Raw genomic sequence first — 26,426 nt, 5'->3', positions numbered from 1 at the left:
CTCGTGAAGAACGCGGAAGGGAAGGGGGCGGTCAGGCGCCGAGGGTGGCGCCGCCGTCGACGGTGAGCGTGTGCAGGGTGATGTGCGAGGCCTCGTCGGACAGCAGGAAGACGACGGCGTCGGCGATGTGCCAGGGCTGGGCGAGGCGGCCGAGCGGGATGCCCACGCGGAACGTCTCGCCGTTGCCCTGGATGGAGGCCGTGGGTCCGGACTCGTCGTGCCACATCGAGCGGAGCATCGGGGTGTCGGTGGAGCCGGGGGCGACCACGTTGCAGCGGATGCCGTGGCGGGCGACCTCCAGGCCGAGGCTCTTGGTGAACATGGTGGCCGCGGCCTTGGAGGCGGCGTAGGCGGACATGTCGCTGCGCGGGGTGCCGGCCGCGTTGGAGGCCACGGTGACGAGGGAGCCCCCGCCGCGTTCGGCCATGCGGTTGACGACGGCGCGCGAGACGTGGAAGACGCCGGTCGCGTTGACGGCGAAGGTGGCGTTCCAGTCCTCGTCGGTGAACTCGCGCGCCTGGCCGAGGCGCAGGACGCCGGCGGCGTTGACGAGGTGGCCGATGGGGCCGAGTTCGCGTTCGACGGTCTCGACGGTGCGCTCGACGTCGGCGCTGTCGGTGACGTCGGTGGGGTAGGCGGTGGCCTTGACGCCCTGGGCGTTCAGTTCCTCGACGGCCCGGGCGAGCTGCTCGGGGTCGCGGTCGACGGCGGCGACGAGGACCCCGCGCCGGCCGAGTGCCTGGGCCACGGCGCTGCCGATGCCGCCGGCGGCCCCGGTGACCAGGGCGATGGTGCCGTCCATGCCGTCCATCAGTAGCTCCAGCTGGACACGACCGAGATGGCCTGTCCGGGGTTGAGGCGCGGGTCGCAGTGACTGGTGTAGAACTCGCCGACGCGGTCGATGGCGCTGGGGTCGGAGACGCATTCGGTGACGGCGTCCGGCGTGGTCTCCAGGTGGAAGCCGCCGGCGACGCCGCCGGCCTCGGTGACCGCGAAGTGGAAGGCGACCGCCTCGCGTTCGACGGTGGCGACGTAGCGGGTCTTGTAGCCGTCGGGGGTGCTGACGGTGTTGCCGTGCATCGGGTCGGTCAGCCAGATCACCGGGTGGCCGGCCTCGCGGACGGCGGTGACCAGGGGCGGCAGGGCGTCGGGGAGCGCGTCGGCGCCCATGCGGGAGATGAGGGTGAGGCGGCCGGGCTCGCGGTGGGGGTCGAGGCGTTCGCACAGGGCGAGCAGCTCGGCCGGGGTCATGTTGGGGCCGACCTTGCAGGCGACCGGGTTGCTGACGCGGGAGAGCAGTTCGACGTGCGCGCCGTCGACCTGACGGGTGCGTTCGCCGATCCAGGGCCAGTGGGTGGAGGCCAGCATGGTGCCACCCGCGTCGTCGGGGCGCAGCATGGAGACCTCGTAGTCGAGGAGCAGGGCCTCGTGACTGGTCCACACCCTGGCGTCGATGCCGGCGCCCGCGGCGCCGGCGCGCCAGCCGAGGTTGCGGATGACGTCGTCGGCGGCCATGTAGCCGGTGAGCAGGCGCAGCGGGTCGGGGCGGCGGCTGTCGGGGTCGGCCTCGGGTCCGTTGACCATGTGGCCGCGGAAGACGGGCAGTTCGACGCCGTCGACGTCCTCGGTGGGCTTGGAGCGGGGCTTGGCGTACTGGCCGGCGATCCGGCCGACGCGCAGGACGGGCTTGCCGGTGATCAGGCGCAGGGAGCCGGCGAGGAGGTCGAGGACGGCGGCCTTGCGGGAGACGTGGTCCGGGGTGCATTCGGCGGGGTCCTCCGCGCAGTCGCCGACCTGGACCACGTGGGCCTGGCCCGCGGCGACGCGTGCGAGGAGGCCGCGCAGGGTGCGGACGTCCTCGCCGTCGACGAGGGGGGGCCGGACCAGGAGTTCCTCTCGCACCCGGCGCAGTTGTGCGGGGTCGTCCCAGTCCGGCTGCTGTAGCGCGGGTTTCAGCCGGATGCCGATGTCGGCGTTGTCCACGGAGTTCCTCCGAGTAGATGGGCGGGGCGGCGCTCGCGCGGACGGTGCGCGCGGCGGCGGAGTGAAGGAGAGGGGGAGCGCGAGGAGCGGAGCGGTACGGAGCCGTGCGGAGCGCGAGGGGGCTCCGGGACCCGGCGGCGCGAAGGGGCCGGGTGCCTCGTGGTGCGAAGGGGGCGCCTGCCGGGGCGGCCGGGTGGGGGCCGTGCGGCGGCGCCGGCGCCTGCCGTGGGGGAACGGCGGCGGGGCGGGGCGACGGGCGCCGGGAGGGAGGTTCCCGGCGCCCCGTGGTGCGGGGCGGGGCCGAGCCGGCGGGGACGGCGCCGGCGTGGACGTCGGCGTCCCGGCCCCGCCGGGTCAGGAGGCCGCGAGGCCCGCGCGGAGCGCGGTGGTGATCTCGACGGTGCGACGCGCCTGGTACTCGATGGCGGCCAGGTTGTCCTCGGTGACGTTGCCCGCCTCGTTGCGCGAGACGCTGCTGACGCCGTACGGGTTCCCGTTGGTCGGCGCGAGCTGGATCGGGTCGGCGACGCCGGGCGGGACGATGATGGCGCCCCAGTGGTAGAAGGCGTTGTTCAGCGCGAGCAGGGTGCTCTCCTGGCCGCCGTGGAGGGTGGCGGTGGAGGTGAACGAGGACATCACCTTGTTCAGCAGCCCGCGCTTGGAGTGCAGCGGGAGGGTCTGGTCGATGAACTGCTTGAGGGAGGCGGCGGGCAGGCCGTAGCGGCCCGGGGTGCCCCACAGCACGGCGTCGGCCCATTCGAGGTCGTCGAGCGTGGCCTCGGGGATGTCGGCGACGGCGTCCAGGTGCTGGGCCCAGTTCGCGTTCCAGGTGTCGTTGCCCGGGACGACCGTCTCGGTGGTGAGTTCGGCGGTGCGGCGCAGCCGCACCTCCGCGCCCGCCTTCTCGGCCGCGGCCGCGGCGGCCACGGCGAGCTGGTGGACGTTCCCCTGCGAGGAGTAGTAGATGACGGCGACCTTGGTCATATCCGGGGTTCCCTCGGTTTCGTTCGGCTGGAATGCACCGATCCTGTGCGAGGAGGCGGGCGCGGCCAACGGCCCGCCGGACTTTCCGTCAACTGCTCAGCTCGCTAGGTCAGGTCGGTCACCGAGGTCCGTCAGGTACCCGTGGCCGAGCCCCTCGTGCCGGCCCGAATCGGTCAGGTCCACGATGTCGCCGTCGGCTCCGCGACGGGCCTGCGGTCGGCCGCTGAGCAGGGCGATGGCGTGCGCGGCGGAGGCCAGGGTGGCGTGCCGGTGCCAGCCGTTGAAGGAGCGTCCGGAGAAGTCGCGGATGCCGACCTGGTCGGCGACCTCGGTCAGGTCGCGGTCGACGCGGTGGGTGAGGCGGATCAACTGGGTCAGCTCGGCCGGGCGCAGTGCCGTCAGGTCGGTGAGCCACAGCTCGGCCGGCCACTGTCCGGTGTCGGTGACGCCGAGCAGCAGGAGTTCCTCGGGACGGCCGCCGGGGCGGCCCACGGGGGTGCGGGTGTCGGCGGTGAGGGTGGCGGAGACGGAGACCAGGGAGCCGGGCCGGCGGACGGCCCGCAGGTGCGGCGCCTGGCCCGGCGGCCCGGCCTGGCCGGCCGTGCCGGCGCCCTGCCGGCGGGGATCGGGGCGGCGCATGTGCCAGGCGGTGGACATGATCTGCTGGGCGGTCATGCTGGCGCCGCGTCTGGGGAACGTCGGCTCCAGTACGGTCAGGCGCACGGAGGGGTCGACGCGCAGCAGCCAGGGCGTGCCGGCGGCCCGGAGCCGGTGGACGGTGGTGAGGACGTCGGCGTTGCGGGCGTCCATCACCAGGGGGCGGATGGGCAGGCCCGATCCGCGGATCATCCCGAGGTAGGCCTCGACCGAGCACTGGGCGAGGCTTTCCTGCACGGTGGTCTCGGGAATGGAGGCCTGGCTGCGCCGGTTGTGGTCCTCCAGCCAGCGGGACGTCAGGTGCAGCCGCCAGTGCAGGGGCGAGCTCCAGTCCTCGGCGGCGGCCCAGACGCCCACCGCCTGCTGCGCGTTGATGACCTGACCCAGTTCCGGCACGAAGCGGCGTTCGACGCCCACGGAGGTCTCCCCCGCCTTCGGGATGATCATCGGCCGTACGACGTAGGCCTGGGGCGGCGCCATGCGTTCGATGTGCTGGGCCAGGGCCCGGCGGACCGGCGTCCAGTCCCAGGTGGAGCTGGAGATGAAGTGGTGCAGGCTCTGTTCGGCGGCGTCGCCGCCGAGCAGGGTCGCGATGTTGCGGATGGACTTGCGGCCCTCGGCGCCGAGCAGGCCCCGGACGTAGTGGATGGCCTTCACGCGCTGGTCGGTGCGCGGCATGGACGCGAAGAGGCCCGAGCACAGCTCGAACACCACCGCGTCCTGACCGTCGGCGCGTCGGGTGGTGCGCGGTCCGGCGCACTCGACGGCCCCGTGGTCGTCGCCGTCGTGCTCCGCCGGCCGGATCTCGCCGCCGGTGACGGCCCCGCCGGTGGTGCGGTCGGGCGTCCTCGTGCCGGCCCCGGCGACGCTGCCGGCTGCCCCGTTGACGCCGGTCGAACCGGTCGTGTCGTCGTGCCGCAGGATCGTGCTCCTCATGGAAGTCTCCCCTCCGGCCGGGGGTCCGCCCCGGCCAGCCCGCCTGCCTGTGTCTGCTGGGCGACTGCCGTGTCGGGGCACGACGGTCGCAAGGACGCAGCCTCATGCCAGGCGACCAAGCGGAGGCAAAGGAACGGAAAATCCGGACTACGTGAGGGGGCGCCCGGCGTACGCCGCCTCCCGTCCCGGCACCGGCAGGGGTGCCTGCTCCCGACCCGTCTGCTCCGCGCCGCCCATGAGCGCGAGCCGGATCAGTTCCGGGATCCGGAAGGTCGGTACGGCCGCTTCCGGGGAGGCGGTGTAGGTCAACGGCCCCAGTTCCACCGCGTGGTGGTCGAGCAGGATGCCCAGCACCTGCTCGGCGGCGTCGGAGGGGACGCCCAGCAGTTGCGCCGCGTCACGGACGCCGAACGTGCCGACGACCGCGCGGCTGAGCACGGTCAGCGCCTCGCGCGCGCGGCCGGGGAGCCGGGCGCAGGACTGTTCCACCCGGGCGAGGACGTCCCAGGTGCCTGCGCGCAGTTCTACCCGCCTTTGGCTCTCGTTCGCCAGTCGTTCGGCGAAATCGGTCGCCGACCACATGGGGCGGGCGTCGAGGGTCTCGCCCATCGCCCGGATGCCGAGCGGGACGTGACCCATGAGGCGCACGATGCTCCGCACGGCGGCGGGGTGGCCCGAGGCCCGCTCGGGGCCGATCACCGAGGAGAACAGGGCGGCCCCGTCGTCGGTGCTCATCGGCCCCACCGTCAGGTGCGCGGCGCCGGGCAGTCCGGGCAGCCGCACCCGTGAGGTGGCGATGACCGTGCTGCGGTCGCCGCCGGGCAGCAGTGGCAGGATCTGCCGGGCGGACGCGGCGTCCTCCAGGAGCAGCAGCAGGGCCCGGCCCGCCGTGTGGTCGCGGAACCGGCGGGCGAGTTCGTCCTCGGCCCAGCCGCCGGGGTCCCCGTCCGAGGTCGGTACGGAGTCCAGGTGCAGGTCGCGCAGGAACGAGCGCAGGATCAGCGTCGGGTTGAGCGGGGTCTCCCGGTCGCTGTGCAGGCGCGCGTAGAGCTGCCCGTCGGGGAACCGGCCGCTGAGCAGGTGCGCGGCCCGTACCGCGAGGACGCTCTTGCCGGCGCCGATGCCGCCGAGGACGGTCACGATGCGCGGGGCGGTGCGCCGCTGCGCGTCCTCCCCGGGGGCGGCGAGCGCCAGCAGCCGGTCGAGCTCCTGGCGGCGGCCGGTGAAGTCGGGCGTGTCGGAGGGGAGCTGGGACAGTCGGGGCAGGGCGGCGGCCGGCCGCGCGGACACGGTGAGGGGCGCGGGCGCCCCCGGCGACGCCTGCGCGAGGGGGACCGCGAGCGGCGGCGCGAGCGGGTCGGGGACCGCCTGAGCCTGCGGCGCCGCCATGGCGGGGGGAGCCGCCGGCGCCGTACCGGCCGGCGGCGCGCCCCCGGCCGCGAGCGCCCCCGTGAGCGCGCCCGGGTCCGTCGGGAGGGGCTGCCCCGGCCGGGCGCCGGGGTCGCCCGCGCGCACGAGGTGGGCGGGGGTGGCCACGCCGAGCGAGGGCGCGGCGCTGAGCACCTCCTGCTGGAGCTTGCGCACCCAGTCGGAGGGCTCGATGCCGAGCTCCCGCACGAGGTTGCGGCGCAGCCGGGTGAAGGCGTCGAGGGCCGTGGCGCGCTGTCCGGAGCGGTGCGCGGCGAGCACCAGGTCGGCGGCGAGCCGCTCGTTGAGCGGGTGTTCGGCGGTGAGCTGACGCAGTTCGTCGAGGAGCGCGCCGTGCCGGCCGAGCTGGAGGTCGGCCTGGATCCGCATCTCCAGGGCACTGATCCTCGTCGCCTCGATCCGGGTGATCCGGGCGGCCAGTTCGGGCCCCGCGGGGACGTCGGCGAAGGCGTCTCCGCGCCACAGGGCGAGGGCGCCGCGCAAGGTGGCGGCCGCCTCGTCCGCGCGACCCGCGTCAAGGGCGGTTCGGGCCGTTCCCACCCGGCGTTCGAAGTCCCAGAGGTCGACCTCCTCCGGGCGCAGTCGCAGCAGGTAGCCGTTGCTGCGGGTCTCCAGGCGTTCCGGATCCTGCCGGCCGAGGGGTCGGTCGAGGGCCCGGCGCAGTTGGTAGACGTACGTCTGGACGGTCTTGCGGGCCAGCCGCGGCGGGTCCGCCTCCCAGAGTTCCTCGATCAGCGCGGTGAGCGGGACCGGTCGGCCGGCGCGCAGCAGGAGGACCGCGAGGACCCGCCTGACCTGCGGGGCCGTGGGGGTGCGGGACGCTCCGTCCAGGCTCACTTCGAGGGGTCCCAGCACACCGATGCGCAGCGCCGGCTCCCCGGGTGCGGCGGGTTCCCGCGAGACCAGCGCGATGGACTCCATGGACGGCTCCTCTCTGCACGGTGCGCCCTACCGGCCCGCCGCTTCGAAAACATACGCGAGCGGCGGTATACGGCCGGTCACTCCTCGCTATGGTCCGGCTCGCGTTCCTCGAAGCGCCCCGGCGGGCCCGGTCGCAGGGGCGGATCGGCGGTTTCAGGGGCGCGTGTTCCAGCCGGCCACCACCGGAAGTCCGTGCTCCGTGGACAGCACGCCGACCGTGCCGGTGCGCAGCAGGAACAGCCCTCCGCCCGTGGGGGGCAGGCCGAGGTAGCGGGCCGTCAGCACGCGCAGGAAGTGGCCGTGGGCGACGAGCACGACCTCGCCCCCGTCGGCGGCCAGGACCGGGGCGACCCGGGCCAGGACCCGGTCCGCCCGGGCGCCGACCTGCTCGGCGCTCTCGCCCGGGTGGTCGGCGTCGCCCGGGGGCACCCCGTCGCTCCACAGGGACCAGTCGGGGTGGGTGCGTCGGATCTCGGCGGTGGTGACGCCCTCGTAGCCGCCGTAGTCCCATTCGTGGAGGTCGGGGTCGGGGACGCTGCCGCTCAGCCCGGCGAGTTGCGCCGTGGCCACGGCCCGGCTGAGGGGGCTGGTGAGCACCAGGGCGGGGTGGCGGTCGCGGAAGTACGGGGCCAGGGAGAGGGCCTCGTCGACCCCGCGCGCGGTCAGCGGGACGTCCGTCAACCCGGTGTGGCGTCCCGTGGCGCTCCAGTCCGTCTCACCGTGTCGTACCAGCAGCAGATCACTCATGGTGGGGACCCTAGGTCGTGACGGGGTCGGGTCCGGCATGTCGGCGGGGGCGGGGCTGGTGGGCGTGTCACGCTCGGGCGTCATGAACGGTGCGCAATCCCCGGCGCCCTGCGACCCGCGCCCGTCCCCGGTGCGGCTGACGTGGCCGCTGCTGGCGCTGACCTGGGTGACGGGGGTCGTCGAGGCCGTCAGCCTGCTCGCGCTGGGGCCGGTCTTCACCGCGATGCAGACCGGGAGCGTGCTCTTCCTGGCCTTCGGCGCGGCCCACGTGGGCGACCTCCCCGCCCTGGCGCCGGCCCTGTCGCTGCTCGCGTTCGCCGTGGGCGCCGTGTGCGCCGCGCGCCTGGAGGCGGCGGCGGAGTCCCGGGGCGCGCACTGGTTCGTGAGGGGGCCGGCCGTCGAGGGGACGCTGCTCCTGGGCGCGGCGGCCGTCGCCTGGGGACTCGAACCGCGCTACGGGGCGCCGGCCGCCCGGCACCTGGCGGCGGCGGCCCTCCTCGCGCCGGCCATGGGGTTCCGCAACGTCACGAGCATGCGGGTGAACCTGCCCGGGGTGCCGACCACGCTGGTCACCCGCTCGATGACCGCCTTCCTGGGCGGCTCGGCCCTCGGCCGCGACAGCGCCTTCGGCTACGGCACGGGCGCGTGGGGGCGACGGGCCCGGTCGATCGCGGCGATGTTCACGGGCGGGCTCACCGGTGGCCTGCTGATCCGCGCGGGCCGGACGGTGAACCGGCTGCTGCTCGCCGCCGTCCTGGTCCTGGGCGTGGCGCTGACCCACCGGCGCGGGCCCGCCCTGCGCAGCGCGCGCTGATCCCCGCTCCCCCGCGCGCGGGCCGGGCGCGGCGCTCGGGATTCGCTGCGAAAACGATGCGAGTTGGGTGGGGGCGCCCCTCCTCGCGACGCTCGTGTCATGGACGACGATCCCTCCGAGGACCGGGGCACCGCCCTCGCCGACACCGTCCTCGCCACCGGCTTCGCGGCGGGGGACGAGGAGTGCGTGGCGGCCGCCTACCGGCGCTGGCGGCCCCTGGTGCTCTCCCTGGCCCGGCGCGCGCTCGGCGACGAGGGCGAGGCCGAGGACGTGACCCAGCAGGTGTTCCTGGCGGCCTGGCGCGGCCGGGGCGGCTACCGTCCCTCGCCGGGCGGGCTCGGGGCCTGGCTCACCGGCATCACCCGGCACAAGATCGCCGACGCCCTGGAGGCGCGGACCCGTCGGGCCCGCGCGGCGGCGGCCGCGGCGGCCACGCACGGGGTGCCCGCGCTCCGGGACGGCCCCGCCGCCGTCACCGACCGGTCCCGCGACCCGGAACGGGCGCTGGACCGGGTCCTGGTCCTCGGGGAGTTGGCCCGGCTGCCGTCGGCGCAGCGGCGCGTCCTGTGCCTGGCCTTCTACGCCGACCTGACCCAGAGCCAGATCGCCGACCGGACCGGGATCCCGCTGGGCACCGTCAAGAGCCACATGCGGCGGGCTCTGGGGGTCCTGCGCCTGTCCCTGGGGCCGGTCCCGGAACCGGCGGGGGCGCTGTCGGGTCCGCCGGCGGCGACACCAGTGCCGAGATGACCTCCAGCCCCGAGCGCAGCCCGAACAGCCGTTCCGTGCGCGGCGCCCGCGTCCGAGGGTCCCAGCCCGGCCCCGCCAGCAGCAGCGCCGAGTGGCCGCGCGCCCCGCGCAGCCCCCATTCGATGCCGGCCACCGACCGGGCGAGGGCCCCGTCGGCGGTGGTCCGCGACTGCGACCAGAGCACGGCGGCCCGCGGCCCCGTACGCCGCACCGCGTCGCGCAGCGCCTCGGCGGGCAGCGCGGCGCCGAACATCCGTACCGGCAGGCCCCGTTCGCCGAGGGCCGCGGCCAACGCCTCGATGGGCAGGCTGTGCAGCTCCCCGGGCACGCACGCGAGGAGCACCGGCGCCACGTCGGGCCGTCGCGGGGCGGGCCTGATCCGGTGCAGGGCGGCCGAGACGTGCCAGGACAGCAGGTGTTCCACCTCGACGTAACGCTCCCCCGCCGAGGCCCACTTGCGGCCCACCGCGTGCAGGGTCGGGGTGATGACCTCCTCCCACGTGGTGACCAGCCCGAACTCGGCCAGGGCGGCTTCGAGAAGGTCGGCCACGGCCTGCGCGTCCAGGCGTACGGCGGCCCGTGCGAGCCCCCGCGCCTCCGGCCGGACCTCCCCGAGCGGGAGGGTGCCGGGCCCGCCCGGGGTCACCCTCGCGCCGGGGGTCGCGGGGAGGGGGGCGGGGGCGGCGCCGAGCGCGGCCCGGGCCGCCTCGGACGGGGGGACGCCGCGCGCGGTGAGGCGGCACATCTCCTCCAGCCGGGCGATGTCGGCCGGGGTCCACCGCCGGTGGCGGCCGTCCTCGCGCAGGGCGGGGCCGATGGCGTAGCGGCGTTCCCAGGAACGCAGCGTGGTCGGGGACACCCCCAGGCGGCGGGCGACGGCCCCGGTGCTCAGCGCGGCCCCGCCGGGCCCGTGCGCGGCGGCCTCGGCCTCGGCGGCGCCGGCGAGGGCCGGTTCGACGGAGGGCGGTCCGGCGAGGGGCGGTCGGGTGGAGGGCGGCGGTGCGGGGTCCACCCGGTCACGATACGTCGCCGGAGCGCCCCCGGCGGAACCGGTCGAGGCCGTCGGCGAGGTCGACCAACGGCGGCGGGTAGTCGTAGGCCGCCCGCTCGGCCTCGGGCAGCCGCCACGGCTCGTGCACGCCCGGGGCCGCGAGTCCCGCCAACTCCGGTACCCAGCGGTGCACGTAGCGGCCCTCGGGGTCGTAGCGCAGGCCCTGGCGGACGGGGTTGAGGACCCGGTTGGGGCGGGTGTCGGTGCCGGTGCCGGCCACCCACTGCCAGTTGAGCTGGTTGTTGGCCACGTCGCCGTCCACGAGGAGGTCCAGGAAGTGGCGGGCCCCGACGCGCCAGTCCACGTAGAGGGTCTTGGTCAGGAAGCTCGCGGCCAGCAGGCGGGCCCGGTTGTGCATCCAGCCCTCGTGGCGCAGTTGACGCATGGCGGCGTCGACCACCGGGTAGCCGGTGCGGCCCTCCTTCCAGGCCCGGATCTCCTCCTCGGCGGCCGGTCCGGTGCGCCAGGCGTCCCGGCGCGGCCGGTAGTCCAGGCGGGCCGCGCCGGGACGGGCGGCGAGCACCTGGTGGTGGAAGTCGCGCCAGCACAGTTGACGGACGAAGGCGTCGGCCCCGGGGCCCGGTGCGCCGGCGCAGCGGTGGACGACCTCGGTGGGCGAGAGGGTGCCGAAGTGCAGGTGCGGGGAGAAGCGGGAGGTGGCGTCGGCGGCGAGGTCGTCGTGGATCTCCTCGTAGGAACGGACCCCGGAGCGCAGCCAGTTGGTCAGCAGCCGGCGGGCGAGCGTCTCGCCTCCCCGCGCGAGGCCCGGGGAGGTTCCGCTCACGTCCGAGCGCCGGGGCACCTCCTCGGAGCGGACGTCCTCGGGGACGCGGACGAGGCGCGGGGCGGCGGCCACGGCCCGCGGCGGCAGTTCCGTCCAGCGGCGCAGGTAGGGCGTGAACACGGCGAAGTGGTCGGCCCCGGAGCTGCTGGGGAGCACCGCCCCGGGCGCGACGGCCGTGACGACCGTGTCGTGGACGTACAGCCGCCGGCCGCGCGCCTCCAGGGCGGTGCGCATGCGTTCCTCCCGGGCGTGGGCGTAGGCGCTGACGCCGGCGGCCATGTGGACCTCGTCGGCGTCGGCCTCCTCCACGAGGGCCGTGACCTCGTCGACCACGTCCCCGGAGCGGATGACGAGGCGGCCGCCGCGTTCGCGCAGGCCCGCGTCGAGGTCGGCGAGGCAGTCGGCGAGGAAGGCGAGCCGGTTGGGCGCGGCGAACCCGGCGGCGTCGACGGCCCGGTCGCGGACGAAGAGGGGGACGACGCGGTCGCTGGAGGACTGTGCGGCGCGCAGCGGCGGGTGGTCGTGCAGGCGCAGGTCCGAGGTGTACAGGACCACGGCGGTGTTCATGGGGCTCGGCTCCGGGTCAGGGGCGGGGGCGGCTGTCGCCCGGTACTTCCCGGGCGGGGGCGCCGGCGGATGCGCCGGCGGCGGACGCGTCACGGTCGGACGCGTCGCCTTCGGCGGCCTCCCTCGCGGCCCGTTCCGCGCGCTCGGCGGCGCCCGCGATGTTGCGGGCCATTCCGCCGAAGACGACGGCGTGGAAGGGCGACACGCTCCACCAGTACAGGTGCCCGAGGAGTCCGTGGGGGTGGAACAGGGCCCGCTGCCGGTAACGCGAGCCCGCGCCCGGTCCGCCGACGGCCCCCGCGCCGGCCTTGCCCCCGGCGCCGCCGTCGCCACCTCCGTTCCCGCCGCCGTCGCCGTCGGACCCGTCGCCCTCGTCGCCGGTCTCGTCCGCCGCGTACAGCTCCAGCCAGGCCAGACCGGGCAGCCGCATTTCGGCGCGCAGCCGCAGCAGGCGGCCCGGCTCGATCTCCTCCACCCGCCAGAAGTCGAGCGAGTCGCCGACCCGCAGCCGGGCGGCGTCACGCCGTCCGCGCCGGATGCCGACGCCGCCGAAGAGGCGGTCCAGCCAGCCCCGTACGGCCCAGGCGAGCGGGAAGGAGTACCAGCCGTTCTCCCCGCCGATGCCCTCGACGACCTGCCACAGGGCGGCCCGCGAGGCCTCGACGTCCCGCTCCCGCTCGTCCTCGTAGAGGCTGCCGCCCGCCCAGTCGGGGTCGGTGGGCAGCGGGTCGCTGGGCGCGCCGGGCAGCGAGGCGGAGGACCAGCGGGTGGTGACGCGCGCCTCCCGCACCCGTTGGAGGGCGAGGTCGAGGGCCAGGTCGAAGCCGATCGGGGTGCCGGGCGGGTCGGGGACCCACCGGGCGATGTCGTGCTCGTCGCAGACCACCTCGTGGCGCAGCGATTCGGCGAGGGGGCGGGCGAGCCCCCTCGGGACGGGGGTGACCAGGCCGATCCAGTGGCTGGACAGGCGCGGGGTGAGCATGGGGACGCGCAGGATGAGCCGCTTGGGCAGCCCCGCGACGACGGCGTAGCGGCGCATCATCTCCTCGTACGTGACCACGTCCGGGCCGCCGATGTCGAAGGCCCGGCTGACCTCCGGCGGCATGGTGGCGCTGCCGACGAGGTAGCGCAGCACGTCGCGGACGGCGATGGGCTGGATCCGGGTCCCGACCCAGCTGGGGGTGACCATGACGGGCAGCCGTTCGGTGAGGTAGCGCAGCATCTCGAAGGAGGCGGAGCCCGAGCCGATGATGACGGCGGCGCGCAGGGCGGTGGTGGGGACGCCGGAGCCGAGGAGGATGTCGGCGACCTCGGCGCGCGAGCGCAGGTGCGGGGAGAGGTCCCGGGCGGGCACGTCCGAGGGGGTGAGGCCGCCGAGGTAGACGATGCGGCGGACCCCGGCGGCGCGGGCCTGCTCGGCGAAGATCCGGGCGGCGGCCCGGTCGCGCTCCTCGAAGCGGGGGCCGGTGCCGAGGGAGTGCACGAGGTAGTAGGCGACGTCGATGCCCTCCAGGGCCGCCGCGACGGATGCCGCGTCGGTGACGTCGCCCCGGACCACCTCGGCGCGCCCCGCCCAGGGGTGGTCGCGCAGCTTCTCCGGGGTGCGGGCCAGGCACCTCACGCGGTGTCCGACGTCGAGGAGTTCGGGCACCAGACGGCCGCCGATGTAGCCGGTGGCCCCGGTGACCAGGCAGTGCAGGCCGGTCATGGACGTCTCCGCTCCTCGTGGGCCGCCGGCCCGTCCGCCGCCGGCCCCGCCGATGCCGTTCCCTCCCCGGGACATTTCCGTTCGCGGGTCGTGGTCGGATGCGCCGTACGCGCGGAAGGCCGCGTCCGCCCCCCCCCCAGGAGCGGCGCCGGATGTTGGCCGACGGCGCACGACGACCGTAACCGGCGCGGGCCGCCCCGGCCCCTCGGGCCGCCGGGCCCTCGCGCAGCCGCCCCCCGACCCCCCGACCCCCGCCCACCGGCCGGCCGGCTCCTGGACGGCCCCGCGAGGGGGCCATTGGTACAGTCCAGGCATGGCGGTGGACGAGCTCGACACCCGAATCCTGCGCCTGCTGATCGAGCAGCCGCGCACCAGCGTCCGCGAGTACGCCCGGATCCTCGGCGTGGCGCGCGGCACCCTCCAGGCCCGACTGGACCGGCTGGAACGCACCGGGGTGATCACCGGCACCGGCCCCGTCCTCTCCCCCGCCGCGCTGGGCCACCCGGTGCTGGCCTTCGTGCACATCGAGGTCACCCAGGGCCGGCTGGACGAGGTGGGCGACGCGCTGGCCTCCGTACCCGAGATCATCGAGGCGTTCTCGATCACCGGCGGCGGGGACCTCCTCACCCGGGTGGCGGCCCGCGACAACGCCCACCTGGAGGACGTGATCCAGCGCCTGATCCGACTGCCCGGCGTGGTCCGCACCCGAACCGAGGTCGCCCTGCGCGAACGGGTGGCGCACCGGCTGCTGCCGCTGGTCGAATCCGTGGGACGGGCCGCCCGCAAACCCTGACAGGATGGTCGGGACAGGCATACGACCGGCAGGACGGGCACAACGGATGATTTCCGTCATATTCGATCTCGACGGCACCCTCGTGGACAGCGAGCCCAACTACTACGCGTCGGGCCGCCTCACCCTGGAGCGGCACGGGGTCCCCGATTTCACCTGGGAGCAGCACTCCCGGTTCATCGGCATCGGCACCCTGGAGACGCTGGAGATCCTCAAGGAGCGCTACGGCCTGTCGGCCCCGGTGGAACAGCTGCTGGCGGAACAGAACGCCGCCTACCTGGAACTGGCCCGCACCGCCACGCCGGCCTTCCCCCGGATGCGCGCCTTCGTGGAGCGGCTGCACGCCGAGGGGATCCCCATGGCGGTGGCGTCCGGGTCCTCGCGCGAGGCGATCGACGCCGTCCTGGCGGGCACCGGCCTGGACGCACTGCTGACCACGGTGGTCTCCGCCGAGGAGGTCGAACACGGCAAGCCGGCCCCGGACGTGTTCCTGGAGGCGGCCCGCCGGCTGGGCGCGGCGCCCGCGGACTGCGTGGTCGTCGAGGACGCGGCGCCCGGCGCCCTGGCCGCCCGGGCCGCGGGGATGGCCTGCGTGGCGGTCCCCTACGTGGCGGAGACCGCGGGGGACCCGGCCTTCGCCGGCGCCGGGCTGCTGTTCGCGGGCGGTCAGGCGGAGTTCAGCGCGGACGCGGCGTACGACTGGCTGAGCGCGCGGGCCGTCGGCTGATCCGCCCGGTCCGCCCGACCGGGAAGATCCGGACGCTCCCGCCAGTTGGTAGAACCGTGAACGATATGGCGCGGGGCGCGACGGACGCGGAAGCGACGGATGTCGACGTGGTGGTCATCGGCGCCGGGCAGGCGGGCCTGTCCGGGGCCTACCACCTGGCACGGGCGGGGATCGAGCACGTGGTCCTGGACCACGCGCCGCGCCCCGGCGGGGCCTGGCAGTTCCGCTGGCCCTCGCTGACCTACGGCAAGGTGCACGGCATGCACGCGCTGCCGGGCATGGAACTCGTCGGAGCCGACCCGCTGCGGCCCTCCTCCGAGGTCATCGGCGCGTACTTCGCGGCCTACGAGGAGCGCTTCGACCTTCGCGTACGCCGCCCCGTGGACGTGAGCGCGGTGCGCGACGCGGGGGGCCGGCTGCTGGTGGAGTCCTCGGGCGGCCTCTGGTCGGCGCGGGCCCTGATCAACGCCACCGGCACCTGGGACAGGCCGTTCTGGCCCCGCTACCCGGGGCAGGAGCTCTTCCGGGGGCGGCAGCTGCACACGGCGAACTATCCGGGTCCCGAGGAGTTCGCGGGCGCCCGGGTCCTGGTCGTGGGCGGTGGCACCTCGGCCGTGCAGCACCTGCTGGAGATCTCCGAGGGGGCGGCGCGGACGACCTGGGTGACCCGCAGGCCGCCGGTGTTCCGCGAGGGGCCGTTCGGCGAGGCCGACGGACGCGCGGCGGTCGCCCTGGTGGAGGAGCGGGTGCGGCGGGGCCTGCCGCCGCGCAGCGTGGTCAGCGTGACCGGACTCGCCCTGACCGAGGCCGTGCGCGCCGGGCGGGAATCGGGCGTGCTGGACCGGCTCCCGGTGTTCGACCGCATCACCCCGACCGGGGTGGCCTGGGCGGACGGGCGGAGCCTGGACGTCGACGTCATCCTGTGGGCCACCGGGTTCCGGGCAGCCGTCGACCACCTGGCGCCGCTGCGGCTGCGCGAGAGCGGGGGCGGCATCCGCGTCGAGGGCACCCGGGCGGTCCGCGACGAGCGGGTCCACCTGGTCGGTTACGGCCCCTCGGCCTCCACCATCGGCGCCAACCGCGCGGGCGGCGCCGCCGTCCGCGAGATCCGCCGCCTCCTGGCGGCACCGGCCGGGGCCCCGGCTCCGGGGGGTGCGCAGGCGCCGGCGGCGGTCTGAGCCGTCCGAGCCGGCGGCGCCTCGACCGCCGGCGGGAGCGGGACCCGGAGCGGGTCGGCGGCCACGGCCGCCGATGGCGGGGCCGGGCCTGGGCGCCGCCGGATCACCGCCCGGGGGCGGCGCCGGCGGCGGGCGGACCCGCCGGGGCGCGTGGCGGCGTACCGGCCGCGGCCCGGAGCCGGTTGAACTCCGCGACGTGCTTCCTGTGCTCGTCGTACGTGGCGGAGAACCGGGTGTCGCCGGGCTTGACGGTGACGAAGAACAGCCAGTCGCCGGGGGTCGGGGCGACCGCCGCCGCCATCGCCCGCAGCCCGGGGCTGTCGATGGGGGTGGGGGGCAGGCCCTGGCGTGCGTAGGTGTTGAAGGGGTGGTCGATGCGGGTGTCGGCGATCGTGGTGTCCACGGTGCTGCGCCCCAGGGCGTAGTTGAGCGTGGAGTCCATCTGGAGCGGCATCGACCTGGCCAGCCGGTTGTGCACCACCCGCGCGACCTTGCCCATGTCGGCCGGGGAATCGACCTCCGCCTCGATGACGCTGGCGAGGGTGGCCGTCTGGTACGGGGTCATGCCGTGCGCCTTGCCGCCGTCCGCGACGGCCCGGGTGGCGAGGTTCCGGTTGGCGGTCCGCACCATGTCGGCGAGCAGCGAGGCCGGGGTGGACTTCGAGGTCACCGGGTACGTCGCCGGGAAGAGGTAGCCCTCCGGGTTGCCCTTCGCCTCGGCGGGCAGGGCCAGTGCGGCCGTGGTCGCGGCGGCCTTGGTGGACCCGGCGGGGAGCTTCAGCTCGCGGTCGACGGCGGCGTACACCTGTGGGGCGCGCCAGCCCTCGGGGATCACCATCCGGCGCGGCTTCTCCGGCGCCTCCTCGTGGTGCAGGAGCGGGACCAGGGTGATGACCCCGAGCCCGAGCAGCGTACCGAGGAAGAGCGCCAGGCGGCCTCGGCGGGTCAGCCGGGAGCGGCTCTGTGGCGGCAGGTGCTCATGAGGCATACGGGCAAGCTAACCCCCGTATCGCCACATTCGGGTCAGAACACCCTCCAACCTGTCATACGATCACACGTTCACCGGAGTGGGTACGGGCCCCTGCGCCTCGTCCCGCCCGGACGGCCGACCCTCCGACCCGGCGGAGGTCCGCGCGGCGTCCCGGTCCCGGCGCACGAGGGCGGCGTACCGGCCGCCGGCACCGATCAGCTCCTCGTGCGTACCGCGCTCGGCGATCCGGCCCGCGTCGAGGACCACGATCTGATCGGCGTCGCGGATCGTGGAGAGGCGGTGCGCGATCGTGATGGTGGTCCGCCCCTGCGAGAGGTTGTCGATGGCGCGCTGCACGGCGTGCTCGGTGCGGGTGTCGAGGGCGCTGGTGGCCTCGTCGAGGATGAGCACCGGCGGGTCGCGCAGGATGGTGCGGGCGATCGCGAGGCGCTGCTTCTCGCCGCCGGAGAAGCGGTAGCCGCGCTCGCCGACGAGGGTGTCGTAGCCGTCCGGCAGCGAGGCGATGTGGTCGTGGATCTGGGCCGCGCGGGCCGCCTCGACGATCTCCTCGTCGGTGGCGTCGGGCTTGGCGAAGCGCAGGTTGTCGCCGACCGAGGCGTGGAAGAGGTAGGTCTCCTGGGAGACCACGCCGATGGAGCGGGCCAGGGAGTCGAAGTCGAGGTCGCGCACGTCCACCCCGTCGAGGGCGACCCGGCCGCCGGTCACGTCGTAGAGGCGCGGCACGAGGTAGCTGAGGGTGCTCTTGCCTGATCCGGTCGGGCCGACCACGGCCAGGGAGCCGCCGGCGGGGACGGTGATGTCGATGCCGCTGAGGGTGGGACCGCCCTTGGCCTCGTAGGCGAAGTGCACGTCCTCCAGGCGGACCTCCCCCTTGGCCCGGTCCAGGCGCACCGGCTCGGCGCGCTCGGTGATGTCCACGGGCAGGTCGAGGTACTCGAAGATGCGGGCGAACAGGGCGAGCGAGGTCTGGATCTGCACGCCGGTCGACAGCAGGCTGACGGTGGGGCGGAAGAGGCCCTGCTGGAGGGTGACGAAGGCGACGAGGGTGCCGACGGAGAGCGAGGGCGCGCCCGTCTGGAGGGCCAGGCCGGCGGCCCAGTAGATCAGCGCGGGCATGGCGGCCATGACGATGCCGATGGTGGACATCCGCCACCGGCCGGCCATGCTGGAGCGCACCTCCAGCCCGACGAGCTTCTCGGACTCCTCGGCGAAGGCGTCGGTCAGGGACGCGGAGCGGCCCATGGTGCGGCCGAGCAGGATGCCGCTGACCGAGAGGGACTCGGTGACGGTGGCGGCCATCGCCGCCATCTGGCGCTGGCGCTGCATGGTGATCCGCTTGCGCTCGCGGCCGACCCGGCGGCTGATCCACACGAACAGCGGCAGCAGGAGCAGCGAGACGACGGTCAGGCGCCAGTCGAGCGCGAGCATCGCGACGACGGAGGCGATGACGGCGGTCAGGTTCGAGACGAGGGAGGTCGCGGTCGAGGTGACCGTGGCCTGCATGCCCCCGATGTCGTTGGCGATGCGGGACTGCACCTCACCGGTACGGGTGCGGGTGAAGAAGGCCAGCGGCATGCGCTGGAGCTGCGCGTACACGGCGGTCCGCAGGTCGTGCATGACGCGCTGACCGACCGTGGTGGAGATCAGGGTCTGGAGCACGCCGAAGACGCTGGTGACGACGGCGGTCAGGATCATGCCGAGCGCGAGCAGGCTGAGCAGGCCCGTGCGCCCCTGGGGTATCGCGACGTCCAGGATCTCCTTGAGCAGGAACGGCGACGCCACGCCGACCAGCGAGGAGGCGGCCACGAGGGCGCCGACGAGCGCCAGCCGGCCGCGGTAGGGGCGGAACAGGGCGACGATGCGGCGCAGTTCGCGCGGGCGGTCCGACGGAGCCGGACGGGAGGGGTCGAGGGCTTCGTTCGATGGTGTCCAAGTCGGTTCTTCGGGGCGCATGGGCCTCCTTCTGACGAGACTCCGATGAGCTTAGCTCATTGTTACCTATGCTCACAATGAATCCGGTCCTGGTACTGTTCCCAGTATGAGCACCGGTTCCCAGACCGACACCCGCGAGAGCGACACCCGCGACACCACCGACGGGGTCCTCGCGGAGCAGCTGCTGCGCCTCACGCGCAGGCTCCACCGCATCCAGAAGCGGTACATGGAACCCCTCGGGATCACCCCGGCCCAGGGCAGGCTGTTGCGCCTCGTCTCGCACCACGGCGGCGACCGGCCGCCCCGGATGGCCGATCTGGCCGCCCGCCTGGAGGTCGTGCCGCGCGCCGTGACCACGCTGGTCGACGGCCTGGAGGCGGCCGACTGCGTGCGCCGCGTGCCCGACCCGGCGAACCGCCGCGTCATCCGGATCGAGCTCACCGAGACCGGCCGCGCCACGCTACGCCGTCTGCGCAACGCGCGGACCGACGCGGCAGAGGAGATCCTGGCTCCATTGACCGCCGAACAGCGCGAGGTGCTCGGCGGCCTGCTGAACGCGCTGACGGACGCCCCGGCGGAACGTCACTGCTGAGCGGGCCGTCCCCGCCCCCGCGCCGACGGACCGCGCCGGCGCCCGGTCGCGCCGTGCGCGCCGTACGAGGGGATGCCGCCCATGCCGCTCCTGGAACCGAAGCCGGGCGCGCTGCGCCCGCGCACCCCCCGCGGCCCCGCTCCCGACCGCGTCCCCGACCGGCTGGCGGCCGGCACCCCCGAGACCCTGCGCACCGAGCTGGCCGAGCTGCTGGGGCCGGAGAAGGTGCTGTGGAAGGTCTCCGACCTGGTCCGCTACGCCACCGACGCCTCCCCGTACCGCTTCGTGCCCCAGGTCGTGGTGGTCGCCGAGGACATCGACGACGTCTCCGCGGTGCTGTCGTACGCCCACGGCAGGCAGCGCGAGGTCGTCTTCCGGGCCGCCGGGACCTCCCTGAACGGGCAGTCCCAGGGCGAGGACATCCTGGTCGACGTACGCCGCCACTGGGTCGGCGTCGAGGTCCTCGACGAGGGCCGGCGCGCCCGGATCCGCCCCGGCACGACCGTGGCGCGGGCCAACGTCGCGCTCGCCCGGCACGGCCGGGTCCTGGGGCCCGACCCGGCCAGCGCCCTCGCCTGCACCCTCGGCGGCGTCGTCGCGAACAACGCCTCGGGCATGACGGCGGGCACCACCCGGAACTCGTACCGCACCCTGTCCTCGCTGACCCTCGTCCTGCCGACCGGCACCGTCGTCGACACCGCCGACCCGCTGGCCGACGAGGAGCTGGCCCGCGCGGAACCCGCGCTGTGCCGCGGACTGCTGGAGATCAAACGGGAGATCGAGGCCGATGCCGCGCTGACGGCCCGGATCCGCGCCAAGTACGAGATCAAGAACACCACCGGCTACCGGCTGGACGCCTACCTCGACGGCACGACGCCGGTGGAGATCCTGCGGGGCCTCATGGTCGGCTCCGAAGGCACCCTCGGCTTCATCTCCGAGGTCGTCTTCGACACCCTGCCCCTGGACCGCGAGACCACGAGCGGCCTGCTGTTCTTCCCCTCCCTGCCGGCGGCGGCCGCGGCCGTGCCGCTGTTCAACGAGGCGGGCGCGCTCGCCGTCGAGCTGATGGACGGGAACACCCTGCGCGCCTGCGTCGGCGTCCCGGGGGTGCCCGCCGACTGGGCGGAGCTGCCCCGGGACACCACGGCGCTGCTGGTCGAGTTCCGGGCCGCGGACCGGGCGGGCCGCGAGGCCCACGAGCGGCGGGCGGCGCGGGTGCTGGAGCGGCTCGCCCCCGTGGCGCCGGTCGCCTCGATCACCAACGCCTTCACCCACGACCCCGCCGTCGTCTCCGGCTACTGGAAGGCCCGCAAGGCCTTCGTGACCGCCGTCGGCGGCGCCCGCCCCCCGGGCACCACCCTGATCACGGAGGACTTCGCCGTCCCCCCGTCCCGGCTCGCCGAGGCCTGCGAGGCCCTCCTCGCGCTCCAGGAACGGCACGGGTTCGACGCGGCCGTCGCCGGCCACGCCGCCCACGGCAACCTGCACTTCCTGCTCGCCTTCGACGCCTCCGACCCGGCCGACGTGGCCCGCTACGGGGCCTTCATGGAGGACTTCTGCCGGACGACGGTCGAGCGGTTCGACGGCTCGCTGAAGGCCGAGCACTCCACCGGCCGCAACATGGCCCCCTTCCTGGAACTGGAGTGGGGTCCGCTCGCCACCGGGCTGATGTGGCGCACCAAGCGGCTCGTCGACCCGGAGTGCGTCCTCGCCCCGCGCGTCCTGCTCGACCGCGACCCCCGCGCCCACCTGCGGGGCCTGAAGACGATCCCGCGGGTGGAGGCCGTCGTCGATCCCTGCATCGAGTGCGGGTTCTGCGAACCGACCTGCCCCAGCGAGGACCTGACCACCACTCCCCGCCAACGGATCGCGCTGCGCCGCGAGATGATGCGCCAGACCTCGGGCTCGCCCGTCCTCGACGGGCTGCTGGACGCCTACGGCTACGACGCCGTCGACACCTGCGCGGGCGATTCCACCTGCCGGCTCGCCTGCCCGGTCGGGATCGACACCGGCGCGCTGATGAAGGACTTCCGTCACCGGCGCCACTCCGCCCGCGAGGAGCGGGTCGCCGCCCTGGCCGCCCGGCGCTTCGGGGCCGTGGAGGCCGCCGCGCGCCTCGCCGTCGGCGCCGCCGCCACGATCACCGCCCGGGTCGGGGACCGGCCCCTGACCGCCGTGACCGACGCCGCGCGCAGGATCGTACGCCCCGACCTGGTCCCCCGGTGGCTGCCGCAGGTGCCCGGCGCCGCCGCCGGCGCGCTGCCGCCGACCCGGCGCGCGGGCGCGTCCGCCGTCTACTACCCGGCCTGCGTGAACCGCATTTTCGGCGGCCCCGAGGGCGATCCGGGCCCCTCCCTGCCCGAGGCGGTGGTCGCCGTGTCGGAGCGGGCCGGCAGACCGGTGTGGATCCCGGACGACGTGGGCGGGACCTGCTGCGCGACGATCTGGCACTCCAAGGGCTACGAGGAGGGCGCCCGCCTGATGGCCAACCGGATCGTGGACGCCGCCTGGGGTTGGACGGCCGGGGGTCGGCTGCCGCTCGTGGTCGACGCCTCCTCCTGCACGCTGGGCATCGCCCACGAGGTGCTCCCGTACCTGACCGAGGAGAACCTCGCCCTCCACCGCGAGCTGCGGATCGTGGACTCGGTGGTGTGGGCGGCGGAGGAGCTGCTGCCGCGCCTGGAGGTCCTGCGCACGGTCGGGTCGGCCGTCCTGCACCCCACCTGCTCCATGCACCACCTGGGCGACGAGGCGCAGCTGCGCGCGGTCGCCGCGGCCTGCTCCGAGGAGGTGGTGGTCCCGGACGACGCCGGCTGCTGCGCCTTCGCCGGGGACCGGGGGATGCTGCACCCGGAGCTGACGGCCTCGGCGACGGCCCGCGAGGCGGCGGAGGTGACGGCCCGGACCTACGACGCCCACCTGTCCGCGAACCGGATGTGCGAGGTCGGGATGGAGGGGGCGACCGGGCACGCGTACCGGTCGGTGCTCCTCGAACTGGAGCGCGCCACGCGCCCCTGATCCCGGACGCGCCCCCGCGTACGCCCTCCCCGACCTGCCCGGCCGGGGAGCGGGCGTACCGCGAACCCCGTCGCGCGAGGCCCTGGCCAACGCAAAATCGATTGCCCGACGCCCGCCCGGAAGGCGAACCTTGCTCGGTTTGGACCACTCGACCAGTCATGGGGCGTCATGCAGATCAGCGATCTTCCGTATCCGGATCCCGGGGTACCCGACGCCCGCTCCGGCCCCCGCCTGTTGCTGTGGCTCGGCCGGGGACAGCTCGGCGGACAGGCCAAGAGCCTGGCGTGGGGAGTGCTGCACTTCTGCGGGGTCACGGCCCTGCCCTACGCGGTGGGCCTGGGCGTCGAGGCGGTCGTACGGCGCGACGGGCGGGGGTTGTTGCTCGTCGGCGCCCTGATGGTCGCCCTCGGGATCGCGATCTCCGTCGGCGACGCCATGCTGCACCGCACGGCCGTCACGAACTGGATCACCGCCGCCGCGCGGGTGCAGCAGTTGCTCGCCCGCAAGACCGCCGAGCTGGGCTCCGCCCTGACCCGACGCGTCGCGGCCGGCGAGGTGGTCGCGGTGTCCACGGCCGACGTCGAGAAGATCGGCTGGTTCGTCGAGGCGGTCTCCCGCTTCCTCGCCGCCGTGGTCGCCGTCGTCGCCATCTGCGTCGGCCTGCTCTTCTACGCGCCCGCCATCGGCGTGGTCGTCGCCGTCGGGGTTCCGGTGCTGGCCCTGTCCGTCCTGCCGCTGCTGCCGCGCGCCACGCGACGCGCCGACGTGCAGCGCGAGAAGGCCGGCAAGGCCACCGAGCTGGCCTCCGACACCGTGGCGGGCCTGCGGGTGCTGCGGGGCATCGGCGGCGAGGAGCTGTTCCTGGGCCGCTACCGCGAGGCCTCGCAGCAGGTCCGCGAGGCCGCCGTGCGCAGTGCCCGGATGTGGGCCCTGATCGCGGCGATCCAGGTGATGCTGCCGGGCGTCCTGCTGATCGTGGTCGTCTGGTACGGCGCGGGGCTCGTCCTGGACGGGCGGCTGGAGGTGGGCGAACTCGTCGCCGCCTTCAGCGCGGTGGCCACCCTGCTGTACCCGCTGCGGCACTTCCAGGAGATCGCCATGGCGTACTCCTTCTCTCGGCCGTCCGCCGCGCGCGCGGCCCGCGTCCTGGCGCTGACGCGCACCGAGACCGACGCCGGGACCGACGCCGGGGCCGCTTCCGGGACCGCTGCCGGCGCCGGGGACACCGCGCCCCCGGCGCCGGGCGGGGACCTGTACGACCCCGTGACGGGGCTGGTGGCCCCGGCCGGACGGTTCACCGCCGTGGTGTGCGGGGACCCGGACCTGGCTGGCCGACTCGCCGAGCGCCTGGGCGGGCACCCGCTGGAGGGGCCGGCGGGGCCCGCGGGCGCCGTCGCCGCCGAGGAGCCCTCGGTGCTGCTCGGCGGGGTCGCGCTGGACGCCCTCGCGCTGGACACGGCGCGCGGGCTGGTCCTCGTACAGGACAAGGAGCCGGTGCTGCTGTCCGGGACCCTGCGCGAGCTGCTCGACGTACCGGCCTCGGGGGCGGTGGAGCCCGGGCGGGCCCTGACGGCGGCGCAGTGCGGCGACGTCCTGGACGCCCTGCTGCAGTCCGCGCCCGACGGGGTGGACGACCCGATGGACGCCCGGATCACCGAACGCGGCCGGTCCCTGTCCGGCGGGCAGCGCCAACGCCTCGCCCTGGCCCGGTCCCTGGTCACCGACCCGGAGGTGCTGGTGCTGGACGAGCCGACCTCCGCGGTCGACTCCCACACCGAGGCCCGGATCGCCGACGGGATCGGCTCCCTGCGCGCCGGACGCACCACCGTGGTCCTGGCCTCGTCCCCGCTGCTGCTGGACCGCGCCGATCGGGTCGTCCTCGTCCACGAGGGCCGGGCCGCGGCCACCGGCACGCACCGCGAACTGCTGCGCACCGAGCCGCGCTACCGGGCCGTCGTCACCCGCAAGACCGACGAGGAACAGCGGCTGGCGGAGATGGAAGAAGCACTCACAGAGATCGAGGAATCCGCATGATCGGCGTGGCACCGCCGCAATACGATCCGGCGGCCCCCGAGACCGCCGCCACCCTGCCCGTGGGCACGTCGGCGACGGTACGGGGCTACGTGCGCGGCCTGTTCCTGCGCCACCGGCGGGCCTTCGTGGCGCTGGTGACCGTCAACGCGGTCGCCGTGGTCGCCTCCATGGTCGGCCCGTACCTGCTGGGACGGGTCGTGGACGAGCTCGCGCGCGGCGCGCGGGACCTCCACCTCGGGTGGGTGGCGCTCGCGTTCACCGCGGCCCTGACCGTGCAGACCGTGTTCACCCGCATGGTGCGGCTGCGCGGGGCGATGCTCGGCGAGGAGATGCTCGCCGATCTGCGCGAGGACTTCCTGGTGCGTTCCGTGGGCCTGCCGCCGGGGGTGCTGGAGCGCGCCGGCACCGGCGACCTGCTGTCGCGGATCACGACCGACATCGACCGGCTGGCCAACGCGATGCGCGAGGCCGTGCCGCAGCTGGCCATCGGCGTGGTCTGGGCGGGGCTGCTCTTCGGGGCGCTCGCGCTGACCGCCCCGCCCCTGGCCCTGGCCGCGCTGCTGTCGCTGCCGGTCCTGGTGATCGGCTGCCGGTGGTACTTCCGGCGGGCGCCCTCCGCGTACCGTTCGGAGGCGGCCGGGTACGCGGCCGTCGCCGCGGCGCTCACCGAGACGGTGGACGCGGGCCGCACGGTGGAGGCGCACCGCCTGGGCGGGCGCCGGATCGAGCTGTCGGAGCGGCGGATCAAGGAGTGGACGGCCTGGGAGCGGTACACGCTGTTCCTGCGCACGGTCCTCTTCCCGGTCGTCAACGTCACCTACGTGACCATCCTCGGCGCGGTGCTGCTGATCGGCGGCTACTGCGTGCTGCGGGGCTGGATGTCGGTGGGGCAGCTGACGACGGGGGCGCTGCTGGCGCAGATGATGGTCGACCCGATCGGGCTGATCCTGCGCTGGTACGACGAACTGCAGATCGCGCAGGTCTCGCTGGGCCGGCTCGTGGGGGTCCACGAGATCGAACCGGACGCCGGTGACGAGACCGTCGCCCCGCAGGGGCGCGGGGTGCGCGCGGACGAGGTGCGCTTCGGGTACCGCGAGGGCGTGGACGTCCTGCACCGGGTGTCGATGTCCGTGCCGCCGGGCACCCGGATGGCGCTGGTCGGGCCCTCCGGGGCGGGCAAGTCCACCCTCGGCCGGCTGTTGGCAGGCATCTACGCGCCGCGGACCGGCGAGGTCACCCTCGGTGGCGCGCGGCTGTCGCGGATGCCGGCGGAACGGGTCCGTGAGCACGTGGCCCTGGTCAACCAGGAGCACCACGTCTTCGTCGGCTCCCTGCGCGACAACCTGCGCCTGGCGCGGGCCGGCGCGGCGGACACCGAGCTGTGGGCGGCGCTGACCGCGGTGGACGCGGACGGCTGGGCGCGCGCCCTGGAGGCCGGTCTGGACACCGAGGTCGGTTCCGGCGGGAGCGCGCTGACGCCGGCGCAGGCGCAGCAGGTGGCCCTGGCCCGGCTGGTCCTGGCGGATCCGCACACGCTGGTGCTGGACGAGGCGACGTCGCTGCTGGATCCGAGGGCGGCCCGGCACCTGGAGCGTTCCCTGGCCCGGGTGCTGGACGGCCGGACGGTCATCGCCATCGCCCACCGCCTGCACACCGCGCACGACGCGGACGTGATCGCGGTCGTGGAGGAGGGCCGCATCAGCGAGCTGGGCTCCCACGACGAGCTGGTGGCCGCCGACGGCGCCTACGCGGCGCTGTGGCGCTCCTGGCACGGCTGAGCCCGTCACGGCCGAGGCCGTCCCCCAACGGATCCCGCCCGACCGGCGGGGTCCGG

The 26,426-nt window shown here is 75.2% G+C and carries 20 protein-coding genes; 9 read left to right on the top strand and 11 right to left on the bottom strand.

Annotated features, from left to right (window positions below; genetic code table 11):
* Positions 1–31: 31 nt before the first annotated feature.
* The 6 genes from AB0D01_RS13980 to AB0D01_RS13955 form a co-directional block, all read right to left on the bottom strand.
* Positions 32–802, bottom strand: a complete 771-nt coding sequence (locus AB0D01_RS13980) for a 2,3-dihydro-2,3-dihydroxybenzoate dehydrogenase (protein WP_363055403.1) — start codon at positions 800–802, stop codon at positions 32–34.
* 8 nt (positions 803–810) lie between these two features.
* The gene (locus AB0D01_RS13975) at positions 811–1,983 is read right to left on the bottom strand and encodes a 3-deoxy-7-phosphoheptulonate synthase (RefSeq protein ID WP_363055375.1); all 1,173 of its coding nucleotides are present in this window, start codon (positions 1,981–1,983) and stop codon (positions 811–813) included.
* 354 nt (positions 1,984–2,337) lie between these two features.
* Positions 2,338–2,967, bottom strand: a complete 630-nt coding sequence (locus AB0D01_RS13970) for an NAD(P)H-dependent oxidoreductase (protein ID WP_363055374.1) — start codon at positions 2,965–2,967, stop codon at positions 2,338–2,340.
* A gap of 96 nt (positions 2,968–3,063) precedes the next feature.
* Positions 3,064–4,560 (bottom strand): transposase, encoded by a 1,497-nt coding sequence (locus AB0D01_RS13965; protein ID WP_363055373.1) that lies wholly within the window; start codon positions 4,558–4,560, stop codon positions 3,064–3,066.
* Between the two features lie 147 nt (positions 4,561–4,707).
* On the bottom strand, positions 4,708–6,909 hold the full coding sequence (locus AB0D01_RS13960) for an AfsR/SARP family transcriptional regulator (RefSeq protein WP_363055372.1): 2,202 nt from the start codon (positions 6,907–6,909) through the stop codon (positions 4,708–4,710).
* A gap of 153 nt (positions 6,910–7,062) precedes the next feature.
* On the bottom strand, positions 7,063–7,656 hold the full coding sequence (locus tag AB0D01_RS13955) for a histidine phosphatase family protein (RefSeq protein ID WP_363055371.1): 594 nt from the start codon (positions 7,654–7,656) through the stop codon (positions 7,063–7,065).
* A gap of 82 nt (positions 7,657–7,738) precedes the next feature.
* Between AB0D01_RS13955 and AB0D01_RS13950 the strand changes: the two genes are divergently transcribed.
* Both AB0D01_RS13950 and AB0D01_RS13945 read left to right on the top strand, forming a co-directional pair.
* Positions 7,739–8,470, top strand: a complete 732-nt coding sequence (locus AB0D01_RS13950; protein ID WP_363055370.1) for a YoaK family protein — start codon at positions 7,739–7,741, stop codon at positions 8,468–8,470.
* A gap of 99 nt (positions 8,471–8,569) precedes the next feature.
* Positions 8,570–9,220, top strand: coding sequence for a sigma-70 family RNA polymerase sigma factor (locus AB0D01_RS13945; protein WP_363055369.1), 651 nt, complete (start codon positions 8,570–8,572; stop codon positions 9,218–9,220).
* On the opposite strand, the gene AB0D01_RS13940 is transcribed toward AB0D01_RS13945, so the two are convergent.
* From AB0D01_RS13940 to AB0D01_RS13930, 3 genes are all read right to left on the bottom strand, one after another.
* Positions 9,108–10,112 (bottom strand): MerR family transcriptional regulator, encoded by a 1,005-nt coding sequence (locus tag AB0D01_RS13940; protein WP_363055402.1) that lies wholly within the window; start codon positions 10,110–10,112, stop codon positions 9,108–9,110. The genes AB0D01_RS13945 and AB0D01_RS13940 overlap by 113 nt on opposite strands.
* A gap of 124 nt (positions 10,113–10,236) precedes the next feature.
* On the bottom strand, positions 10,237–11,622 hold the full coding sequence (locus AB0D01_RS13935; protein ID WP_363055368.1) for a deoxyribodipyrimidine photo-lyase: 1,386 nt from the start codon (positions 11,620–11,622) through the stop codon (positions 10,237–10,239).
* 16 nt (positions 11,623–11,638) lie between these two features.
* On the bottom strand, positions 11,639–13,330 hold the full coding sequence (locus AB0D01_RS13930) for an SDR family oxidoreductase (RefSeq protein ID WP_363055367.1): 1,692 nt from the start codon (positions 13,328–13,330) through the stop codon (positions 11,639–11,641).
* 313 nt (positions 13,331–13,643) lie between these two features.
* Between AB0D01_RS13930 and AB0D01_RS13925 the strand changes: the two genes are divergently transcribed.
* The 3 genes from AB0D01_RS13925 (at position 13,644) to AB0D01_RS13915 (ending at position 16,025) form a co-directional block, all read left to right on the top strand.
* Positions 13,644–14,123, top strand: coding sequence for an Lrp/AsnC family transcriptional regulator (locus AB0D01_RS13925; RefSeq protein WP_363055366.1), 480 nt, complete (start codon positions 13,644–13,646; stop codon positions 14,121–14,123).
* A gap of 46 nt (positions 14,124–14,169) precedes the next feature.
* Positions 14,170–14,847, top strand: a complete 678-nt coding sequence (locus tag AB0D01_RS13920) for an HAD family phosphatase (protein ID WP_363055365.1) — start codon at positions 14,170–14,172, stop codon at positions 14,845–14,847.
* 65 nt (positions 14,848–14,912) lie between these two features.
* Complete coding sequence (locus AB0D01_RS13915; RefSeq protein WP_363055401.1) at positions 14,913–16,025, top strand: FAD-dependent oxidoreductase; 1,113 nt, start codon at positions 14,913–14,915, stop codon at positions 16,023–16,025.
* 103 nt (positions 16,026–16,128) lie between these two features.
* On the opposite strand, the gene mltG is transcribed toward AB0D01_RS13915, so the two are convergent.
* Together mltG and AB0D01_RS13905 are read right to left on the bottom strand one after the other, a co-directional pair.
* Complete coding sequence (gene mltG / locus AB0D01_RS13910) at positions 16,129–17,013, bottom strand: endolytic transglycosylase MltG (protein WP_363055364.1); 885 nt, start codon at positions 17,011–17,013, stop codon at positions 16,129–16,131.
* Between the two features lie 63 nt (positions 17,014–17,076).
* Positions 17,077–18,969: an ABC transporter ATP-binding protein gene (locus AB0D01_RS13905; protein WP_363055363.1), complete on the bottom strand. Its 1,893-nt coding sequence runs from the start codon at positions 18,967–18,969 to the stop codon at positions 17,077–17,079.
* Positions 18,970–19,054: 85 nt separating this feature from the next.
* On the opposite strand from AB0D01_RS13905, the gene AB0D01_RS13900 reads away from it, so the two are divergent.
* The 4 genes from AB0D01_RS13900 to AB0D01_RS13885 all read left to right on the top strand — a co-directional run bounded on the left by AB0D01_RS13900 (position 19,055) and on the right by AB0D01_RS13885 (position 26,370).
* Positions 19,055–19,540, top strand: coding sequence for a MarR family transcriptional regulator (locus AB0D01_RS13900; protein ID WP_363055362.1), 486 nt, complete (start codon positions 19,055–19,057; stop codon positions 19,538–19,540).
* 81 nt (positions 19,541–19,621) lie between these two features.
* On the top strand, positions 19,622–22,558 hold the full coding sequence (locus AB0D01_RS13895; RefSeq protein WP_363055361.1) for an FAD-binding and (Fe-S)-binding domain-containing protein: 2,937 nt from the start codon (positions 19,622–19,624) through the stop codon (positions 22,556–22,558).
* A 168-nt stretch (positions 22,559–22,726) separates the two neighbouring features.
* Positions 22,727–24,592, top strand: a complete 1,866-nt coding sequence (locus AB0D01_RS13890; protein WP_363055360.1) for an ABC transporter ATP-binding protein — start codon at positions 22,727–22,729, stop codon at positions 24,590–24,592.
* Positions 24,589–26,370 carry an ABC transporter ATP-binding protein gene (locus AB0D01_RS13885; protein WP_363055359.1) on the top strand — a complete coding sequence of 594 codons (1,782 nt, stop codon included), beginning with the start codon at positions 24,589–24,591 and terminating at the stop codon, positions 26,368–26,370. Before AB0D01_RS13890 ends, AB0D01_RS13885 begins: the two co-directional genes overlap by 4 nt.
* The last annotated feature ends 56 nt before the right edge of the window (positions 26,371–26,426 follow it).

The sequence above is a fragment of the Streptomyces sp. NPDC048606 genome (assembly GCF_040650855.1).
GTDB lineage: Bacteria > Actinomycetota > Actinomycetes > Streptomycetales > Streptomycetaceae > Streptomyces.
Note: the sequence above shows the minus strand (reverse complement) of the source record. Positions and strands in the feature narration are given on the sequence as shown.